The organism is Streptomyces sp. NPDC049597 (assembly GCF_040675505.1).
Lineage (GTDB): Bacteria > Actinomycetota > Actinomycetes > Streptomycetales > Streptomycetaceae > Streptomyces.
The window spans coordinates 18,142-36,301 of sequence record NZ_JBFAOY010000019.1 but is presented as its reverse complement, the minus strand read 5'-3'; the positions used below and the strand labels follow the sequence as shown (position 1 = coordinate 36,301).

Annotated in this window: 17 protein-coding genes; 5 read left to right on the top strand and 12 right to left on the bottom strand. The window is 71.9% G+C overall.

Features of this window, described 5'->3' with window-relative positions; genetic code table 11:
• Positions 1 to 172 precede the first annotated feature (172 nt).
• Complete coding sequence (locus AB0K02_RS21510) at positions 173 to 919, top strand: class E sortase (RefSeq protein WP_365994094.1); 747 nt, start codon at positions 173 to 175, stop codon at positions 917 to 919.
• Positions 920 to 952: 33 nt separating this feature from the next.
• On the opposite strand, the gene AB0K02_RS21505 is transcribed toward AB0K02_RS21510, so the two are convergent.
• Positions 953 to 1,681, bottom strand: coding sequence for an SDR family oxidoreductase (locus AB0K02_RS21505; RefSeq protein ID WP_365994093.1), 729 nt, complete (start codon positions 1,679 to 1,681; stop codon positions 953 to 955).
• Between the two features lie 239 nt (positions 1,682 to 1,920).
• Here AB0K02_RS21505 and AB0K02_RS21500 point away from each other — a divergent pair, with 239 nt between their 5' ends.
• Positions 1,921 to 2,211, top strand: a complete 291-nt coding sequence (locus AB0K02_RS21500) for a DUF6355 family natural product biosynthesis protein (protein ID WP_365994092.1) — start codon at positions 1,921 to 1,923, stop codon at positions 2,209 to 2,211.
• An 86-nt stretch (positions 2,212 to 2,297) separates the two neighbouring features.
• Here the strand turns inward: AB0K02_RS21500 and AB0K02_RS21495 are convergent, their stop codons facing one another.
• Positions 2,298 to 2,513, bottom strand: coding sequence for a hypothetical protein (locus tag AB0K02_RS21495; RefSeq protein ID WP_365994091.1), 216 nt, complete (start codon positions 2,511 to 2,513; stop codon positions 2,298 to 2,300).
• Between the two features lie 243 nt (positions 2,514 to 2,756).
• On the opposite strand from AB0K02_RS21495, the gene AB0K02_RS21490 reads away from it, so the two are divergent.
• The gene (locus AB0K02_RS21490; RefSeq protein ID WP_365994090.1) at positions 2,757 to 3,629 is read left to right on the top strand and encodes an LLM class flavin-dependent oxidoreductase; all 873 of its coding nucleotides are present in this window, start codon (positions 2,757 to 2,759) and stop codon (positions 3,627 to 3,629) included.
• A 32-nt stretch (positions 3,630 to 3,661) separates the two neighbouring features.
• On the opposite strand, the gene AB0K02_RS21485 is transcribed toward AB0K02_RS21490, so the two are convergent.
• Both AB0K02_RS21485 and AB0K02_RS21480 read right to left on the bottom strand, forming a co-directional pair.
• Positions 3,662 to 4,303: a TetR/AcrR family transcriptional regulator gene (locus tag AB0K02_RS21485; RefSeq protein WP_365994089.1), complete on the bottom strand. Its 642-nt coding sequence runs from the start codon at positions 4,301 to 4,303 to the stop codon at positions 3,662 to 3,664.
• The gene (locus AB0K02_RS21480) at positions 4,290 to 4,676 is read right to left on the bottom strand and encodes a VOC family protein (protein WP_365994088.1); all 387 of its coding nucleotides are present in this window, start codon (positions 4,674 to 4,676) and stop codon (positions 4,290 to 4,292) included. The genes AB0K02_RS21485 and AB0K02_RS21480 overlap by 14 nt, the downstream gene beginning before the upstream one ends.
• Before the next feature lie 177 nt (positions 4,677 to 4,853).
• Between AB0K02_RS21480 and AB0K02_RS21475 the strand changes: the two genes are divergently transcribed.
• Positions 4,854 to 5,171, top strand: a complete 318-nt coding sequence (locus AB0K02_RS21475) for a PRC-barrel domain-containing protein (protein ID WP_365994087.1) — start codon at positions 4,854 to 4,856, stop codon at positions 5,169 to 5,171.
• Between the two features lie 70 nt (positions 5,172 to 5,241).
• Here AB0K02_RS21475 and AB0K02_RS21470 read toward each other — a convergent pair whose 3' ends face one another.
• Complete coding sequence (locus AB0K02_RS21470; RefSeq protein ID WP_365994086.1) at positions 5,242 to 6,792, bottom strand: hypothetical protein; 1,551 nt, start codon at positions 6,790 to 6,792, stop codon at positions 5,242 to 5,244.
• 291 nt (positions 6,793 to 7,083) lie between these two features.
• Between AB0K02_RS21470 and AB0K02_RS21465 the strand changes: the two genes are divergently transcribed.
• Entirely contained in the window at positions 7,084 to 8,550 is a 1,467-nt protein-coding gene (locus AB0K02_RS21465) for an aminotransferase class I/II-fold pyridoxal phosphate-dependent enzyme (protein ID WP_365994085.1), read from the top strand.
• Between the two features lie 135 nt (positions 8,551 to 8,685).
• Here the strand turns inward: AB0K02_RS21465 and AB0K02_RS21460 are convergent, their stop codons facing one another.
• The 7 genes from AB0K02_RS21460 to AB0K02_RS21430 form a co-directional block, all read right to left on the bottom strand.
• Entirely contained in the window at positions 8,686 to 10,287 is a 1,602-nt protein-coding gene (locus AB0K02_RS21460) for an alpha-amylase family glycosyl hydrolase (protein ID WP_365994084.1), read from the bottom strand.
• Positions 10,288 to 10,332: 45 nt separating this feature from the next.
• Positions 10,333 to 11,172: a carbohydrate ABC transporter permease gene (locus tag AB0K02_RS21455; protein ID WP_365994083.1), complete on the bottom strand. Its 840-nt coding sequence runs from the start codon at positions 11,170 to 11,172 to the stop codon at positions 10,333 to 10,335.
• Positions 11,169 to 12,155, bottom strand: a complete 987-nt coding sequence (locus tag AB0K02_RS21450) for a sugar ABC transporter permease (protein ID WP_365994082.1) — start codon at positions 12,153 to 12,155, stop codon at positions 11,169 to 11,171. The genes AB0K02_RS21455 and AB0K02_RS21450 overlap by 4 nt, the downstream gene beginning before the upstream one ends.
• Positions 12,152 to 13,462: an ABC transporter substrate-binding protein gene (locus AB0K02_RS21445; RefSeq protein WP_365994081.1), complete on the bottom strand. Its 1,311-nt coding sequence runs from the start codon at positions 13,460 to 13,462 to the stop codon at positions 12,152 to 12,154. Before AB0K02_RS21445 ends, AB0K02_RS21450 begins: the two co-directional genes overlap by 4 nt.
• 41 nt (positions 13,463 to 13,503) lie before the next feature.
• Entirely contained in the window at positions 13,504 to 14,688 is a 1,185-nt protein-coding gene (locus AB0K02_RS21440; protein ID WP_365994080.1) for an ROK family protein, read from the bottom strand.
• 40 nt (positions 14,689 to 14,728) lie between these two features.
• A complete protein-coding gene (locus AB0K02_RS21435) occupies positions 14,729 to 16,585 on the bottom strand; it encodes a hypothetical protein (protein ID WP_365994079.1) in 1,857 nt (618 codons plus the stop codon).
• A 289-nt stretch (positions 16,586 to 16,874) separates the two neighbouring features.
• Positions 16,875 to 18,062 (bottom strand): S1 family peptidase, encoded by a 1,188-nt coding sequence (locus AB0K02_RS21430; protein ID WP_365994078.1) that lies wholly within the window; start codon positions 18,060 to 18,062, stop codon positions 16,875 to 16,877.
• Positions 18,063 to 18,160: the final 98 nt, after the last annotated feature.

Here is an 18,160-nt window from a genome sequence, read left to right as displayed (position 1 = left end):
GCGGCGCTGACACAGGCACTGACCTGCACGAACCAAAGGAATCGCCCGCCGACCGGGCGGAAGGAACATCCGGTCGAATATCGTTGTTGTGTCCGAAAAGAGGCCATTGGCGTGATCGGCGTGCCCACGCCGGAGCGCCGGCCGCTCCGCCCGGCTGACGATCCGGATTTCCATGACTCTTCTGCGAGCTGTTCCCCTCGCTCTCGCGAGCGTGCTCGTGACCGTACTCGCCGGATGCACCGCGGCCGCGGACGGCAGCGCCTCCGCGGAGCCCCGGGCGGGCGGCGGGGCACAGGCCACGGTCGAGCGCCCCGCCGCCGCCTTCGCCTCTACCGCCACGACACCGACCGAGCCCGCGACCAAGCCGGCGGCCGCCACGCCCGCCCCCGAGCCGCCCCGGCCGCGGACGGAGACGGCGCTGCTCTCCATACCGTCGATCGGGCTGAAGGAGCTGAAGGTCGTCCCGTACGAGGGCACGACCGACGACTGGCCAGGCACCCGTATCCAGGACCGCGGCGTGGGCGCCAGCCCGTACGGGGAGAACGGCGGCGTCGGCCCCGGCGAGGTCGGCAACTACCTGGTCACCGCCCACCGCCTCTCGGCGGGAGGCCCGCTGCGCGATCTGCCGGCGCTCGCCGAGGGCGAATCGGTGTTCGTCCGCGCGGGCGGCCGCGTGTACGAGTACGAGATCACCCAGAGCAGGACGACCTCCTTCCGCTCCGAGCGCTCCCTCGCCGAGCAGCGGGCGGCCGTTCCCGGCCGTCCCGGCGAGCGGCCCGTCAAGGCGATGATCACGATCTCGACCTGCGCGACCCCGGAGGACAACGCCGCGGGGAACTTCTGGCGTGACGACCGGGGCAACCCCGAGCACCGCATCGACAAGGTGGGTGTGCTGCGCAAGGCCGAGCCCGCCCGCTGACGTCGTGGTCGCGCACCGCACGGGACGGCGTGCCTACATGCCGCCGGCGACACGCAGCACGGCGCCCGTGGTGAAGGACGCGTCGTCGGAGAGCAGCCAGGCGACCGATCCGGCGATCTCCTCGGGCCGTCCCGCCCGGCCGAGCGGAATCGTGCCCGCGAGCTTGGCGGGGCGCTGCGGATCCTCGTGGAACTCGGTCCAGATGACGCCGGGCGCCACGCAGTTGACGCGTACGCCGTCGGCGGCGACCTCCTTGGCCAGACCCACCGTCATGGCGTCGACTGCCGCTTTGGTCGCGGCGTAGTGCACGTACTGGCCGGGGCTGCCGAGGGTGGCGGCCGCCGAGGAGATGTTCACGACGGCCCCGCCGCCGGACGCGGTCATGTCCCGCACTGCGCGGCGCGCGCAGAGCAGATAGCCGAGCACGTTGACCTCCAGGGCGTGGCGCATGCCCTCGGCGTCGGCGTCGGCGAGGCGGCCGTTGGGGCCGCTGACACCGGCGTTGTTGACGAGGCCGGTGACGGCGCCCAGTTCGGCGGCGCGGTCGAACAGGCTGTCCACGGACGTCTCGTCGGCGGTGTCCACGCAGACGGCGAGCGCGCGCCTTCCGGCGTCATTGACCGCCTTGACGACGGTCGACGCGGCGTCTTCGCCGGACCGGTAGCCGACCACCACGTCGTGGCCCTCGGCTGCGAGGCGTACACAGATCGCGGCGCCGATGCCGCGGCTGCCGCCGGTGACGACGGTGAGGTGCTGGGTCAACGGAGCCTCCGGGAACGCGATCGGGCTGCTCCGCGACTGTAGTTGGCGGTCCGCCGCCCTCGGCCGGTGGCCCCAACGGTCGCACGGTGACGCGGACCGGGCGCGCCGACGTGCCGTCCGTCCGCGTGAACCATGAGCTCCGCACGGGCGGATGCGGGCCTCTCGGCGGCAACGGTCATGGATGCTCCTTGATCAGAAGCCCCGCCACGGGGCGTCTCGTTCTCACTCAGGAGTTCTGCATGAGCCTTCGCCGCTCCCTGTCCGCCGCCGTCGGCGCCGTGACCCTCGTGCTCGGCATGTCCGGTGTCGCGGCCGCCGCTTCACCCTCGGTCGCCGCCATGAATCCGTGCGGGTTCTACGAGACGTCGAGCGACGCCTTCTACAACCACTGCACGGGCGACGGCTCGCGCGTGATCGTCGAGATCGAGGTGTGGGGGCCGAACTACGAGTGGTGCCTGGGCCCCGGTGACACCTGGCTGGGCGCGGCGAGCAGGATCGACGGGGCGTTCTACACGGGCCGCACCTGCTGATCCGGGTACCCGTTGCGCGCCGCGCGCAAGTGAAGGGGCGCACCCGCGCAGGGGGTGCGCCCCTTCCCGCGACATGACGGCCCGGATCAGCTCTGGTAGCGGTCCTCGTCCTCGTCCAGCATCGCCTGGCGCGGTTCACGGCCCGCACGGCCGGGCTCCCGCTCCTGCCGGCCGCGCTCGTCGGACTGCTGCCGGCCGCGCTCCTGGGACTGCCGGCCACGCGACTTGGCGTCGTCCATGCGCTTTTGCGCCTCGTCCCTGAGCTGTTCGGCCTTGTCCCTGAACTGGTCCTTGATACCCATCAGTCTCTCCTTCGAGGTGGGGGATCTGGGCGCGTTCAGCCTCGCACGACCCGACATCACTCGCATGTCCACCGAAAAACGAGCAGGTCCGGCATGCTTTCCGGCCCCAGCGGACACCATTACGCGCCCCCACGGCCCCCGGTCCGCCGGGTTCTGCGCGTGGTCTTCGCCCCGAAAGGACGCCCGGCGTGCGGGCGGACACTGCCTGGTGGGAGCGCGGAACAGGTGGGTAGGAAAGGGCCCATGACTACTCTCGGCGTGGTGTTCCGGCCCCAGTTGCCCCCTGAACGGCTCCGTGGCATGGCCCGCGCGGCCGATGCTGCAGGTCTGGAGGAGCTGTGGCTCTGGGAGGACTGCTTCCTGGAGAGCGGCATCGCCACCGCGGCGGCCGCACTCGCGTGGACGGAGCGACTGTGCGTGGGCGTGGGCCTGCTCCCGGTCCCGTTGCGCAACGCGGCGCTGGCCTCGATGGAGGCCGCCACGCTTCTGCGCCTCTTCCCCGGGCGCATCAAGCTGGCGCTCGGGCACGGTGTCCAGGACTGGATGGGCCAGGTCGGTGCGCGGGTCGAGTCACCCCTCACGCTGCTGCGCGAGCATCTGCTGGCGACACGCGCCCTGTTGGGCGGTGAGCGGCTGACGGTGGAAGGCCGTTACGTGAAGCTCGACGGCGTCGCCCTGGACTGGCCGCCACTTGCCGCGCCGCCGGTGCTCGCAGGTGCCCGCGGGCCCAAGTCGCTGCGGCTGTCGGGCGAAGCGGCCGACGGGACGGTCCTGGACGCGAGCGTACCGGCCGACGGCGTGCGCCGAGCCCGGGAACTGATCGACGAAGGGCGGGCTGCGGGCGGACGCACCGGACCCCACCCTGTCGTCGTCTACCTCCACACCGCGACCGGCCCCGGGGCCGCCGGCAGGCTGCGGGGCGAACTGGCCGGTTCCCCGGAGGAGTCGGCGTCCGAGCTGGGTGTCGCCGGGGACGCGGGTGCGGTGGCCAAGGCCGTGCAGCGGCTCGCGGACGCCGGGGCCGACACGGTGGTGCTGCAGCCGACCGCCGACGAGCCGGACCCGGAGGGCTTCGTACGGTTCGCCGCGGAGGAGGTCCGTCCGCTCGTGCCGTGACACCGGTCGGGGCAGCCTCCGGGATCCTGGGGTCAGTGGCGGTGCCGGGCGCCGGGGGGCTGCCTGCTGATGCGCACCAGCCGGTCGAAGTCGACGGCGACCCCGCGCAGCAGCAGGTCCACCAGCGGACGTGCGGACGTCTCGCCGACCGGCCCGTCCCCGAACAGCGCCCGTTGGTAGACCGTCGACGCGAGCAGGTCGACGAGCAGTTCGGGATCGACGTCGTCGTGCAGATCGCCGCGGTCGACCGCGCGCCGCACGGCGACCGCCGCGGCTCGCCTGCTGGGCTGCACGACGGTCTCGATCAGGCGGCGGTGAAGCGCCGGGTCGCGCGCGCAGTCGGCCAGCAGCGGTGCGAGGACGCCCGGTGGGAGCCGGTCGTGCAGCGCCTCGGCGAGCAGCCTGACGCTCTGGGTCAGATCGCAGCGGGTGCAGCCGTTGTCCGGGACCGGGGGCGTGACGAGGACCGAGGCGAGGGCATCGATGACCAGATCCTGCCGGACCGGCCACCGGCGCCTGATCGACGGCTTCGTCGTGCCCGCCCTGGCGGCGACCCGCTCCAGGGCGAATCCCGCGTACCCCTGCTCCCGCAGCACGTCGAGGGTCGCGGAGAGTACGGCGGCGTCGATGGCCGGGTCCCTGGGCCGCCCCCGGCGGGGCTCAGTCCGCGGCATCCTGCGGGTACCAGCGCAGTTCGACCGTGTTGCCGTCCGGGTCCTGCACGTATATCGACTGCGCGCTGCCGCGGGCGCCGTAGCGGTCGACAGGGCCTTCGAGAACGGTGAACCGGCCGGAGTCGACGACCTCCTGCCAGTCGAGCGGATCGACGACGAGGCAGATGTGGTCGACGTTGGACTCGCCCCGGGGGCGGCTGACCAGATCGATGATGGCGGTCGGGCTGATCCGCGCCGAGGGGAAGGGCGCCTTGCCCTCGCGCCACTCCTCCACCCTGACCGGCTCCAGACCGAGGGGTCCGCAGTAGAACTCCAGCGCGCGCTCGACGTCCTGGACGTTGAGCACGAGGTGGTCGAAATCCTTGACTCGCATCCCGTTCTCCCCTGTTTTCGTTCCGTCTCGGAACGGATCGTAACAGCATCGGCACCGCTTCGAAAAGGGCCGCGATCCCGCCGCCCTCGTTGATCCATTCGCCGCTTCCGTCATTGTTTAGCCGTCATTCATCCGGCTACCCGCCGCCGGAGGGACGTCGTGGAAGGGAGGAAGAGAGTGATCACCCGAGACCAGATCCCGCATGTGCTGGACCACCCGGTGTACGACGCCGAGGGCCACAAGGTCGGCAACGCGAAGCACGTCTTCGTCGACGACGTCACAGGAGAGCCGGACTGGGTCAGCGTGCAGACCGGCCTCTTCGGCACCGGCGAATCCTTGGTGCCCATCGGGGACGCCACGATGGTCGAGGACCATCTCGAGGTGCCCTACCCCAAGAACAAGATCAAGGAAGCACCCGACGTCGACGTCGACGCCCGTGGGCACCTTTCCCGGCACGAGGAGGAGCGCCTGTACCGGCACTACAGCGTCGAATGAGACGCCGACCGGGAGATCGCCGAGGCGCCGAGCACGACGTCACGCCGTACGGGGAGCGGCCCCGCCGCCCTTACTGCAGTTGCTCCAGCCTGCGCTGGAGCAACTGCAGTGCGCCGCGCTGACGACCCGGCACGCGCCGGCGCAGCCGGACGAGTTCCGGCGCGAGCCGACGCGCCCGCGCGGCGTCGCGGACCTGTTCCCACTGATGGTGTGCGCGGTCCACGGCTCCCTCGACGTCGGGGTCGTCCGCGGTCTGCTGCCGTCGCAGCCGGGCGTCGGCCACCGCCATCCACAACTCGCAGCTGCGGGCGGGATCGCGGGCGAGGCGGGCGAGGTCGGCCCGTACCTCCAGCCAGTGCAGTGCCTGCACCGACCCGGGTCCGTACACCCGCAGGGCCTCGCCCTCACACGCGGCCGCGGCAGCGGCGGCCTCGGCGTGCCGCCCGGCGCGTGCCGCGGCGAGGATCGCCGGGTGCGGATCCCCGTCGCCACAGCGGGCCACGCCGATCGCAACCGAGGAAGGCGTGGCCGGGGGCGCGGGCGGCTGTGCGGGCGCGGGGGACGGAGTCGTGCGCGTCTCGGCCGCAGGCGTCGCGGGCGGCTGGGAGGCGGGGCCGGCCGCGGGAGCAGGCGCAGGCGCGGGTGACGAGGTCGTCCGCCTCTCGGCCGCAGGCGTCGCGGGCGGCTGGGCGACGGGCAAGGGCACGGGAGCAGGGGCCGGGGGCTCGGCGGTGGGCGCAGGAGCGGGCCCGGCCTCGCTCAACACCGCCTCGGGCGCGGGCCCTTGAGCGGCCGGCTGGGGGTCACGGAGCCCGGTCGCGAGCGCAGGCCCCGGTGGCGGAACCTCGACGGGCACGGCCCCGCCTACGGGCCCTCCAGCCGCCGACGCAGGCGCGGGTGACGGGACGTCGACGGGCACGGGCACGGGCTGATGCGACGCCGCCGGCGTGCCGTGGGTCGCCGTCGGTATCGGCAGCGGGAACAGCAGGGCGCCGGCCGGGTGGTCGGACTCCGACGCGGCCTGCTCGTGCAGCTGCGCGAAGGGCGGCCGGGCGCCGCTGCGCCAGATCGTGGCCATCGCCTTGAGGTACGCCGGCGGCACCACCGTACGGCGGCCGGGGGCCGGTGCGATCCTGCCGTACAGCAGCGTGCCCGGGCCGAGCCCGGCGCGGCCCTCTCGCACCTGCTGCCATGCCGCGCCGTCCGCGACCAGGTCGACGACCACCGTGGTCGTCCCCGGCCGGCGGGTCCTGAGCTCCCCGGCCAGCCAGTGCCACGGCAGCGCCGTGTACCGCACGGTCGCCGGGGTCGTACGGGCGAGCGCGAAATGCAGCAGTTGCTGCTTGCGGTCGACGTGCAACTGTCCCGCGAGGTAGAGGAACAGCGGCCCCTCGGCCGCGGCCGCCGCGCGGATGCGGGTCAGCACGGTCTGCGGATCGAGCGGATCGGCGAGCTCGATCACGGTCGCCGCCGCGCCCGTCGTACCGGTCAGCACAGAGGCGGGTACGGCGGCGAGCGCGGGCAGCACGGACGTCGCGTCCACAAGACGGCCTTTGCCGGCCGGAGCCGCTGCCAGCAGCAACGCGGTACCCGGCGCCGAGTTCTCCCCAGTGATCACCACCTCAGCACCGTAGCCGCTGTCCTGACGTTCTGGCCAAGCGACGCACACGGGGCCGGCCGGTCCGGCCGGAACACGGCTCCCCGGTCGGACTCCCGGTGCGTGAGTCGGCCATCGTCACAGGAAGTTGGAGCTCGTCGACGACGACCCGCCGACAACTGCCGAACGGTGCGCGCCGCCCCGGGCTCCCGCACCCCGCGCGGGACGGCGCCGGTTTGAGATCCCCCCCTGACGGCAACCCGCTTTGTGCAGTCGTACCGGCCGTGCGCCGACGCGAGACCCAGGAGCCGCACCATGGACCATTCCCGTGTGCCCGTTCTCGAAGCCCTGGCGGATTTCCACCGGCGCGGGGACACCGTCTACGGCCCGCCCGGACACCGGCAGGGCCGAGGCGTCGACCCGCGCGTGCTGGAGGTGATGGGCGAGGGCGTGTTCCGTTCCGACGTCCTGTCCCTCAACGGGCTCGACGACCGCCGCGAGTCCCAGGGCGTTCTGGACCAGGCGCAGGAGTTGATGGCGGACGCGGTGGGCGCCGAGCGGGCGTTCTTCTCGACGTGCGGCAGTTCCCTGTCGGTCAAGTCGTCGATGCTGGCCGTCGCGGGGCCCGGCGAGAAGATCCTGGTGTCCCGCAACGCCCACAAGTCCGTGATCGCGGCGGTCATCGTCAGCGGCGTCGATCCCGTGTGGGTGCACCCCGCCTTCGACGCCGAGCGGAACCTCACGCACCCGCCGGAGCCGGACGACGTGCGGCAGGCCCTGGCGGAACACCCCGAAGCGAAGGGCATGCTGCTGATCACGCCGACCGACTGGGGGTCCTGCGCGGACATCGCGGGCGTGGCCAAGGTCTGCCACGCGCAGGACGTGCCGCTCATCGTCGACGAGGCCTGGGGCGCGCACCTGCCGTTCCACGACGGCCTGCCGGCCTGGGGCATGGACGCGGACGCCGATCTCGTCGTCACGAGCGTGCACAAGATGGGCAGCGCCGTCGAGCAGAGTTCGGTGTTCCACCTCCAGGGCGACCGCGTGTCGGCCGACGCGCTCAAGCAGCGCGAGGACCTTCTCGGCACGACGAGCGCCTCGTCCCTGGTCTACGCATCCCTGGACGGCTGGCGGCGGCAGATGGTGGAGCGGGGCCACGAGCTCATCGACGGCGCTCTGCGCCGCGCGCGTCGTCTGCGGGAGGCGGTGGCCGCCGTGCCGGGACTGCGGCTGATGGGCCCCGAGATCGTGGAGTCGGGCCACGCGGCCGATCTCGATCCGCTCAAGATCGTGGTGGATGTGCGGGAGCTGGGCATCAGCGGCATGCGGGCCGCCGAATGGCTGCGCACCAACTGCCGTGTGGACATGGGGTCCTCGGACACCTGCCGGATCAGCGGCGTGATCACGCACGCCGATGACGACCGGACCGAGGAGCTGTTCCTCGACTCGCTGAAGCGGCTGGCCGAGGCCGCCGGGGCCGGTGCCGTCGACGGCGGGCCTCCGGTGGCTCTGCCGGTGCCCGGTGCGCTGGAGCTGGAGCAGGTCATGCTGCCGCGCACGGCGTTCTTCGGCCCTGCCGAACAAGTTCCCGCCTCGCAGGCCGTGGGGCGTGTCGCCGCCGAGATGATCAGCCCCTATCCGCCCGGTGTTCCGGCCGTGGCCCCCGGCGAGCGCATCACGGCCGAGGTGATGGACTATCTGCGCAGCGGGGTGGCCGCCGGGCTGCTGGTCCCCGACGCCGCCGATCCGTCGATGGAGACCGTGCGGGTCGTGGCGGCCTGACACGGCGGCCTGAGTCCCCTCGCCTGCGGCGAGTTGCCGTGGTGAGTCCGGGAAGGGCGGCTTCCGGTGGCCGCGGCAGCCGCGCCGCCGGGCCGCGCGGAGTGAACCGGCGCGGCCCGGGCGTGCTCGGGCGGGTCAGGCCCCGGGCGCGAGGCTGTAGACGCCGTACGCGAAGCCGTCCGCCGTGATCGTGCCGTCCGCGATGCGGACGCCCTGTGCCTCCAACGGGCGGGCGCCCGCGGTACGGGACTCGTCGACCGTGATCTTCGCCGGGGCCGCACCGGGGTTCACGATCACGAGGTACCGGCCGCCGCGTACATGGACGAACGGGTAGCCGGTGTGCAGGATTTCCACCGAACCGTAGGGGCCGAGCTCGGGTGACCGGCGGCGCAGCGCGATCAGGCGGCGGACCAGGTTCAGCAGCGAGGCGTCGTCGGCCCGCTGGGAGGCGACCGAGGGGCGGGCGGGGTCCGGGTCGAGGGGCAGGTAGAGCGCGTCGGCCGGTGCGGTGGAGAAGCCGGCGTTCTCGGTGTCGTCCCACTGCATGGGGGTGCGGGAGCCGGCGCGGTTGTAGCGCGGGCCGAGGACGCTGCCCTCCTTGTCGGGCAGACCGGGGACGAAGCGCATGCCGATCTCGTCGCCGTAGTAGACGGCGGGGAGAGTGGGCCAGGTGAGCTGGAAGGCGAAGGCGGCCGGGAGCTGCTCCGCCGTACGCGGGCCGCAGTTGAGGCGGGAGAAGTCGTGGTTGGCCGTGGGCAGTGCGGTGAAGCCGTTGTCGCCGATGGCCTCCCCGGCCGACTGCCATGCCTCGACGAAGTGGGCGGGAGTCCCCTTGCCCTCGGGGTCGAAGAAGCAGTCGACGGGGTCCCAGTCGTCGTTGTCCGTGCCGGTGCGGTTGTTCCACAGGGAGCGCAGGGGGCGGCCGTTGGTAGGTCCGCCGAACTGGAGGAAGAAGTCCGCGTGGAAGCCGGCCGGCACGGAGACCGCGGGGTCGCCCCACTCGGACAGCAGCACGGCCTCGGGATGGGTGCGGTCCAGCCACTGCCGCAGCTCGGTCCAGATCGCGGCGGTCTCCCGCTTGTCCGGGTCGTCCTTGACGAGCGAGGCGGCCATGTCGACGCGGAAACCCGCGAGGCCGAGCCGGAGCCAGTGGTCCATGACGTCGCGCAGCGCCTGCCGGTTGGCGCGCGGCCCGTCGGCGTCGGGGCTCTGCCGCCACGGTTCGGCCGGATCGCGCCGGGCGTAGCCGAAGTTGAGGGCCGGCTGGGAGTCGAAGAAGTTCGGCAGGTACGCGCCCGGGCGGCGGCCCGGCGAGGCGACGAAGCCTTCGGGGCGGTCGCCGTCGGTCCAGATGTAGCGGTGGTCGGCGGGGTCGTCGGCCGACGCGAGGAACCAGGGGTGGCGGTCCGAGGTGTGTCCGGCGACGAGGTCGAGCAGGACCCGGATGCCCCGGCGGGCCGCCTCGGCCACGAGCCGGGCGAGGTCGTCGTCGGTTCCGTAGCGGGGGGCGAGGGCGAGGTAGTCGTCGATGTCGTAGCCCGCGTCGCGGAAGGGAGAGGAGAAGCACGGGTTGAGCCAGACCGTGTTCACGCCCAGCCAGGCGAGGTGGTCGAGGCGGTCGGTGATGCCGTTGAAGTCGCCGATGCCGTCGCCGTTCGAGTCGGCGAAGCTCTGCGGGTAGATCTGGTAGAAGACGGCGTCGGCCAGCCAGGCGGGGGCGGGTCGGAACGTGGTCATGGAGAGGGTGCAGCCTTTCGTTGCGGCGGTGTGCCGTGGCCGGGGTCAGCCCTTGACGGCGCCGGAGGTCAGGCCGGACACGACGGCCTTGCGGAAGACGAGGACCAACAGGGCGATGGGCAGGACGGATACGGTCGCGGCGGCGAAGATCGTGCCGTAGGGGACGTCGTACTGGTCGCCGAACAGGGCCATGCCGACGGGGATCGTCCGATAGGCGTCGGCACTGTTCAGCGTGACGGCTATCAGGAACTCCGTCCAGCACGCCGTGAAGGTGAACACGCCGGCCGTGAACACGCCGGGCCTGGCCTGCGGCAGGATCACCGAGACGATGGTACGGACCGGGGAGGCGCCGTCCATCCAGGCGACCTCCTCCATCTCCTGGGGGACGGACAGGAAGTAGTTCCGCAGGATCCAGATCGCGAACGGCACGTTGAGGGCGACGTAGACGACGATCAGGCCCTGGTGGCTGTTGAGCATGCCCGTCTCGCGCATGAGCAGATACAGCGGTGCGGCCAGTGCGATCGTCGGGAACAGGGAGATCATCAGGAGGGCGACCATGATGGGCGTCCTGCCGCGCACCGGGAGCCGTGCGAGCGCGTACCCGGCGAAGGTGGCGAGGGCGAGGACCATCACAGTGGCGATCACCGACACGAGCACGGAGTTGGACATGTAGGTGCCGAAGTCGTAGCGGCCGAACGCCTCCTCGTAGTTCTCCCACGTCATGTCCTCGGGCCATGGCGTCGGCGGATCGGCGGCGATCTCCGTGCGGGACTTCACCGACCCGGCGAACATCCAGTACAGCGGGGCCGCGACGAAGGCGGCGATCAGCAGGGCCGCGGCATGCGTCCACGTGGGCCGCGGGCGGCGTCGGATCGTGCTCTTCATGCGGTCTCCTCCGCGTCGCCGACCTGAGTGCGGAAAGCCCGCAGGAAGACGAGACAGCCGGCGAATACGAGCGCCGCGGTGGAGGCGGCGACGGCGGCTCCTGGGCCGAAACTGAGGTTCTGGAACATGACCTGCCAGCCCAGCAGCGCCAGCGACTGCGTGGCGTCGCCCGGTCCCCCGCCGGTCAGGACGAACGGCAGGTCGAAGATGCCGAAGGCCTGGAGGATGCGGAAGAGGACGGCGATCGCGAGGGTGGGCCGCAGCAGCGGGAGCCGCACGCGCCAGAAGATCGTCCACGCGTTCGCCCCGTCCATACGGGCCGCCTCGGTGACGTCGCCCGGCAGCATGACCAGTCCCGCGAGCACGATGATCGCGACGAACGGGGTGGTCTTCCAGATGTCGGCGACGCTCATCGCCAGTACGGCGGGTACCGGCGTGCCCAGAACGTTGACCTGGTCGCCGGTGACGGCTTCGACGACGTACGACAGGACGCCGTACACACCGTTGTAGACGTACGCCCACAGCTGCGCCGACACGACGGTGATCATCGCCCAGGGCAGCAGGAGCAGTGCCATCATCCAGCCCCGGCCGTCGGTCAGCCGCTCCAGGACGAGCGCGACGGCCGTGCCGAGGACGACTTCGGCGAAGACGGTGCCGAGGGTGTAGAGCACGGTGAACAGCAGGGCGTGCCGCCAGCGTTCGGAGGCGAACAGTTCGGCGTAGTTGTCGCCGGTCGGCGCGCCGAGCCGGAAGCCGGATCCGGTCACCTCGACCTCGGAGAAGCTCATGGCCAGCGAGAACAGGATGGGGAAGACGGTCACGGCCACGACGGCGAGCAGGGCGGGTGAGGCGAAGCCCCAGCCGAGCCGGGAGAGCCTGCGGTCGCGGGCGGTCCTGCCCCGCCGGGCCGCCGCGGAGGCGGGCGGCCGCGGCGGGCGGGACTTGGCCGCCGGGGCGGCGGGCGGTGCGGTGGTGCCGGTCACAGTCCGCCGCCCCCCAGGGCCTCGCCGATCTCCTTGTCGGCCTTCTTCAGGGCGTCCTCGACGGAGGCGGAGCCGGCGAGAGCCGCGTTGAGGTTGCTGTAGACGGCCTTGCTGACCTGGGCGTAGCGGGGGGTGTTGGAGGGGCGGGAGACGAGTTCGGTCGTGGCGGCGGCCTGCAGCACGGGCTGGCCCGCGGCGAGGTCCGGGTCGGTGAGGACGGCCTCGTTGGCGGGGATCATCGAGTTCCGCGCGAGGATGGTCTGACCCTCGGCACCGGTCATCCACGTGACGAAGGCGAGGGTCGCGCCGAGGTTCTTCGAGTGCGGATTGACCATCATGTTCCAGCCGCCGATGTTCGACGAGCCGGGCGAGGGGTGGCCCTCGAAGGTGGGCATCGCCGTCATGCCGACCTTGCCCTTGACCTTGGACACCTCGGGGTTCTCGGACTCGCCCCAGGCGTAACCCCAGTTGCGGTGGAAGGCCGTCTGGCCGCTGGTGAACGCCTGCAGGGACTGGGCCTCCTGGAAGGAGAGCATGGCCTTGGGCGCGATGCCCCGGTCGAGGAGCGAGCGCATGTATCCGAGGGCCTTGCGGTTCTCGGGCGAGTCGATCCGCGACTTCGTGCCGTCGTCGCTGACGGTGGCGCCGCCCGCGGACGCGGACAGCTCGGCCCAGTCGGCGGTCAAGCCCTCGTAGTTGGCCCACTGGGCGGAGTAGCCGTACGTGACGTCCCCCGCGTCCTGGAGCTTCTCGGCCGTGGCGGCGAGCTCCTCCCAGGTCTTCGGCACGGGCAGCTTGTGCTTCTCCAGCAGGTCCTTGCGGAAGAAGAGGAATCCCTCGTCGGTGAACAGGGGCGCGGCGAGGTGCTTCCCCTCGTGCACGGTGCCGTCGGCGCGGCCCGGCGCGAACTGCTCCCAGTAGTCCTTCGGCAGGTACTCGTCGAGGGGCAGCGCGAGTTCGGCGTCCCCGAACTGGGCGGGCCACACGACGTCGCCGTTGTAGACGTCGATCTCCGACGAGCCGCCGGATATCTCGGTGGTGAGGGTGGCACGCACGGTGTCGGAGTTCGTCGGGGCCGCCTTGAGCGTCACCTTGATGTCGGGGTGCGCCTTCTCGAAGGCGTCGATGAGCTTCTGCGGCAGGTTGTCGGTGCCGAAGTCCATGGCGTACCAGGTGATGGCGCCCTTGGCGGCGCCGACGGGCTTCTTCTCGTCGGCGGCTTCGCCGCCGGTGGAACAGGCGCTCGCGGCGAGCAGGACGGTGGTGGTGGCGAGCGCGGTGACGGCTCGGCGCACGGCGATGCGCATGACGGCTCCTCGATGAGCACGGGGTGAGTTGAGGGAGGGGGTCAGGAGATCGGGGCGCGGACGGCCTCTCGGATGACGAGGCAGGCGGCTCCGCGCGCCCACAGGTCGTGGTGGACCGGATCGACGTGGAGGGTGCAGTCGCGGGCGGCGTCGGAGAACGCGTACGCCTCCAGGGCTCCGGTCATGGCCGGGCCGAAGAGGTCGTAGGCGACGGCGCCTTCCCCCGCGATGATGATCTTCTGAAGGTTGAGCAGGTTGCACAGGCCGGCGAGACCCCGGCCGAGCGCGGTGCCCGCCTCGGCGAACGCCGCGGCCGCGACGGCGCGGCCGGCTCCGCTGCCGTGCCGGGCGAGTTCGTGTGCCTCGGCGATGGTGGCGCAGCCGGGAACGCCGCCGTCGCGGATGTGGCGCAGGACGGCCCGCTCGCCGGCGAGGGCTTCGAGACAGCCTCGCCGGCCGCAGCTGCACATCGGGCCCGCCGGGTCGAGCGGCAGATGGCCGAGCTCGCCGGCCATGCCGCTGACTCCGGCGTACAGGGTGCCGTCGAGGAGGAGACCGCAGCCGATGCCGGGGCCCACGGTGACGACGGCGAACGAGTCGATGTCACGGCCCTCGCCGAACCAGCGTTCGGCGACGACCAGGGTGTTGACGTCGTTGTTGACGACGACGGGCAGTCCGGTCGCGCGGGACAGGGGGCCCGCGACGTCGACCTTGTTCCAGTCGAGCAGTGCGGAGTAGCGGCAGATCCCGGCGGTGGAGTCGACATGGCCGCTGACGCCGACACCGATGCCCAGCACCCGGTCGGCGGCCTCGGGCGCCTCGGCGAGCAGGTCCGCCGTGAGCCGCGCCGCGGCGGTGAGGGCGGTGTCCGGGGTGCTGTCGGCGATCGGCGCCTCGGCGCGGGCCAGCACCTTGGCGGCCATGTCGGTGACCACTCCGGAGACCTGCGCCGGCCCGATCTTGATGCCGACGACGATGTGCTTGTCGGCATTGACCTGGAGCATCCGCTGGGGCCGCCCGCGGCCCTGCGGCTGGGCGTCGGTCTCGCGCAGGTAGTCGTGCTCCAGCAGCGGAGGCAGCATCCTGGTCACGCTGGAGGGCGCGAGCCCCAGCCGCTGGGCGAGACCGGTACGGGAGATGGGCCCCGCGGTGAGCACGGTCGCGAAGATCTCCGCGCGGGTCTGCTCGCCGATGAGATCCGAGAAGGGGATCCGTGAAGGGCTCATCGCCCGTACCTCCGTCTGCCGGTGGACCGGTCCGCCGCGGTCAGCGGACGTCGATGTGGTTGAGCGCGATCGTCCCGGTGTCACCGGGCGCCCTGACGACGGTGATCAGGTTGTCACCGGCGGCGAGCTTGACCGTGCCGCTCATGGTGGCCCAACCTCCGCCCGTCGCGGGGAAGTCCACCCTTGCCGGGCGGGTCACCACGGTGTGGTCGGGCCTCTCCGCGCCGAGGGTCAGGGTGCCTCCGGCCTGCGAGGAGTAGCGGAGCGAGATCCGGTACGTGCCGGAGGCGCGGGCGCCGACGGCGAAGGTGACCGAGGCTCCGTCGCCGTCGATGTCCGCGTACCCCATCGCCTGGTGACCGGCGACGGTGTTGCCGAACCCGGCGCCGCCTCCCCAGGCCGCGAAGGCCGCCTGGTAGCGGGAGGTGTCGTCGGGCGTGACCTTGACCAGCAGGGTGCCGTGCGCGGGCAGGTCGGCGCGCACGGTGGACAGCCGGCCGAGGTCCTCGTGCCGCCACAGGTCCCGTACGCGGGCCGTGCCGTCGATGCCGAGTGCGGTGAGGTCGAGCGAGCGAGTGACGGGGCCGTCGGACCGGTTGAACAGGGCGACCGCCCAGGTGCCGTCGGGGAGCTGGCCGGCCCAGCGTTCGCTGTCGCGGCTGCCGGGGTCGACGGCGTAGGAGGTGGCGTTGTGGAAGTACGGCTTGCCGACCAGGCCCTGGTGGTGCAGGGCCAGTACCTCCGGGTTGGTGTAGGCCCACCCGTGGTCCGCGATGTTGCTGTGCAGGTCGGAGATGTTGAGGGGGGATCCGGCGAGTGTCATCAGGGAGATGCAGGTGCGCCGCTCGTCGTCGTTGGCGAACGTGTTCATCATCAGGAAGTCGCCGTCGAGGATGAGCTGGCCGCGTCCGGACCGGTCGGCGTAGCCGGTGAAGCCGAGGAACGGGTTGTGCCAGTTGGGCCAGGCGTCCTGCCAGTGCTGCCTGCCTCCGCTCAGCCGGTCCCAGCCGCCCTTGTCGGCGTCGGCGTTGATGCGGATCAGGTCGCCGTACCGGATCTCCGCCTCGGCGTGGTGGTACAGGTGCGGCATGACGAGGGACAGTTCGACGTCCTCGCCGGCGGCCTCATGCATCCAGCGCAGTGCGGTCTCGTAGTTGGCCCGGCCGTGCGGCAGTCCTACCGTGCCGATGTTGGCGTCGCGCCCGTCCTCGTACCAGGAGAGGAAGTCGATGCGCAGGTACGGGACGCCGAGGTCCTTGAAGTACTTCACATAGCCCTGGACGAACTCCTTGGCGCCGTCCTTGGTGACATCCACCCAGTAGAGGGTGTCGCCGCCGATGCCGCCGGCGAAGAAGTCGCCCTCGGTGACGATGTCGGCGATCCGGACGTCGGGGCGGCCCGCGACCGTCTTGCCGGGATCGGCGACGGCGGCGCGGTGCACCCACAGCGGGTTGTAGTAGACGCCGAGCGACATGTCACGGCTCTTCAGGTACCGGGACCAGTAGGCCCAGTCGTGCTGCCAGGAGTCGTTGTAGGTCGTGATGTAGCCGTTGCGGGTGGTGCGGGAGGATCCCTCGATCCAGCCGTCGGTGCAGGCCATGCGGTAGCCGTGCGGGGCGAAGTCCTTCGCCAGCCAGTCGACGTTGGCCTGCCACTCGGCCTCGGGGATCGGGGCGTTGTGCGGGAAGGCCCAGCCGTAGATGTTCCAGTACAGCGGGCCGGCGCCGGACCGGGTCCAGACGCTGTTGCGGGAGGCGATGGGCAGCGCGGCCGGGTGTGCGGCCCGCCGCGCGAGGGCCGCCGGTTCGGTGGCGTGGCTCGTGGACGCGGAAGCGAGTACCGCACCGGTGGCAGCGGCTCCGGCACCGGCTATGAGGGCTCGTCTGGAGATCGCCATGTTGTCTCCGTCCGTCGTCAGGGCCGGGGCGGGTGCCCCGGTTGCCTGCGGATGACGGGAGTGTGTCGCCTCTGTTTTTTGTGCGTCAAGCAAGAAAACAGCGCGTTATTCAACCGTGACGTCCCGCGGAGTGGCTCCACGCCCGATCGAGAACTGCGCCGAAATCAGGGCAATAGCTGATGGATCTCCCAGCAGCTCAGCGCTTTTGATTTCACACAGCAAGAAAAAATGCTGCCGCTCCCAGGAGGAGCGGCAGCATGTCCGCCGCCGGCCGACGGCGCCGTACCGGTCAGGCCGTGTGCAGCCTCAGCCCGTAGCGGGCCAGGATCTCGTTGACCGGCTGGTACCAGGTCTGTCCGCCGCCGCTGCAGTTGCCCCAGCCGCCGGACGTGACGCCCTGCGCCTGGTCACCGCTGATGAACGACCCGCCGGAGTCGCCCGGTTCGGCGCACACACTGGTCTTCGTCATCTGATGGACCGCGCCCTGGCTGTAGTTCACTGTCTCGTTCTTGGCGAGGACGCTGCCGCAGTGCCAGTGCGTCGTGGAGCCCGAGCGGCAGACCGAGGCGCCGACGGGCGCCTCTGCCGAGCCGCGCACCAACCGGTCGGGCACCGTGCCCCAGCCCAGTACCACGGGCACGGTCCACCAGCCGCTGCCGACGTTCACCCACGCGTAGTCGTTGTCCGGGAACGAGGACCCCTGGAACGTCCCGATGTGCGAGCCGTCCCAGCCGCGTACGGCCGCGCCCGGCCGCCCGCAGTGGCCGGCCGTCACGAAGCCGCCGTGCACCGAGAAACCGATCGAGCAGCGGACGTTGCCCGTGTAGTACGGGTCGCCGCCGACCGTCCCCGCGGCGAAGGTCCGCGGCGCCTCGGCCACGCTCCTGACCAGGACGGGACCGGCTCTGCGCGCACGGTCGAGGAATGCTTCGACATCGTTGTCCGAGCGCTGTGCACGGACGACGTTCACCACGATCCGGTTCGCCTCGGGGTCGACGTGCCAACTGCCCACTCCGTCGGGAGCGTCCAGCGCGTCGATCGCCCTCCTGGCCGCGTCGAGCCGGCGCGCGCTGTGCTCGACGACGCGGACGGCCGCGCCCGTGGCCCGGACGGCGGCCGCCCTGCGGGGGTCGGCCACGGCGACGGTCAGGCGTCCGCTGTCCGCGTCGAACCAGGACCCGCCGTACGCGTCCTGAGCGGCACGGCGCGCCCTCGGTTCGATCGCGACGGCGGCCCGTTCGGCCGCGAGTCGCTCCCGCGCCTGGCCTTCGGTGAGCCCCAGGTCCTTTTGCATCGCAGCGAGCAGACCCGCCGACACCGGTTCGCCGGTGGAGGGGGCGGGCTCCTGCGCCGCGGCGGGGTTCGCCACGGCCGACGTCCACGCGCCGAGGGCGAGGAGCGCGGCGAGGCCGGCGCGTACGACCGTCGTCGCGCGCCTGCCTCGGCCACGGCGTGATCCCGCACATATGGCTGTCATGCGTCTCACAGCGTTCGACCTTTCACTGGTTCCGACAGAGGTGGGGAGGAACAGATCGGGGTGAGAGCGCTCTCAGAAGCGCCCGGGCGGAGCGTAAC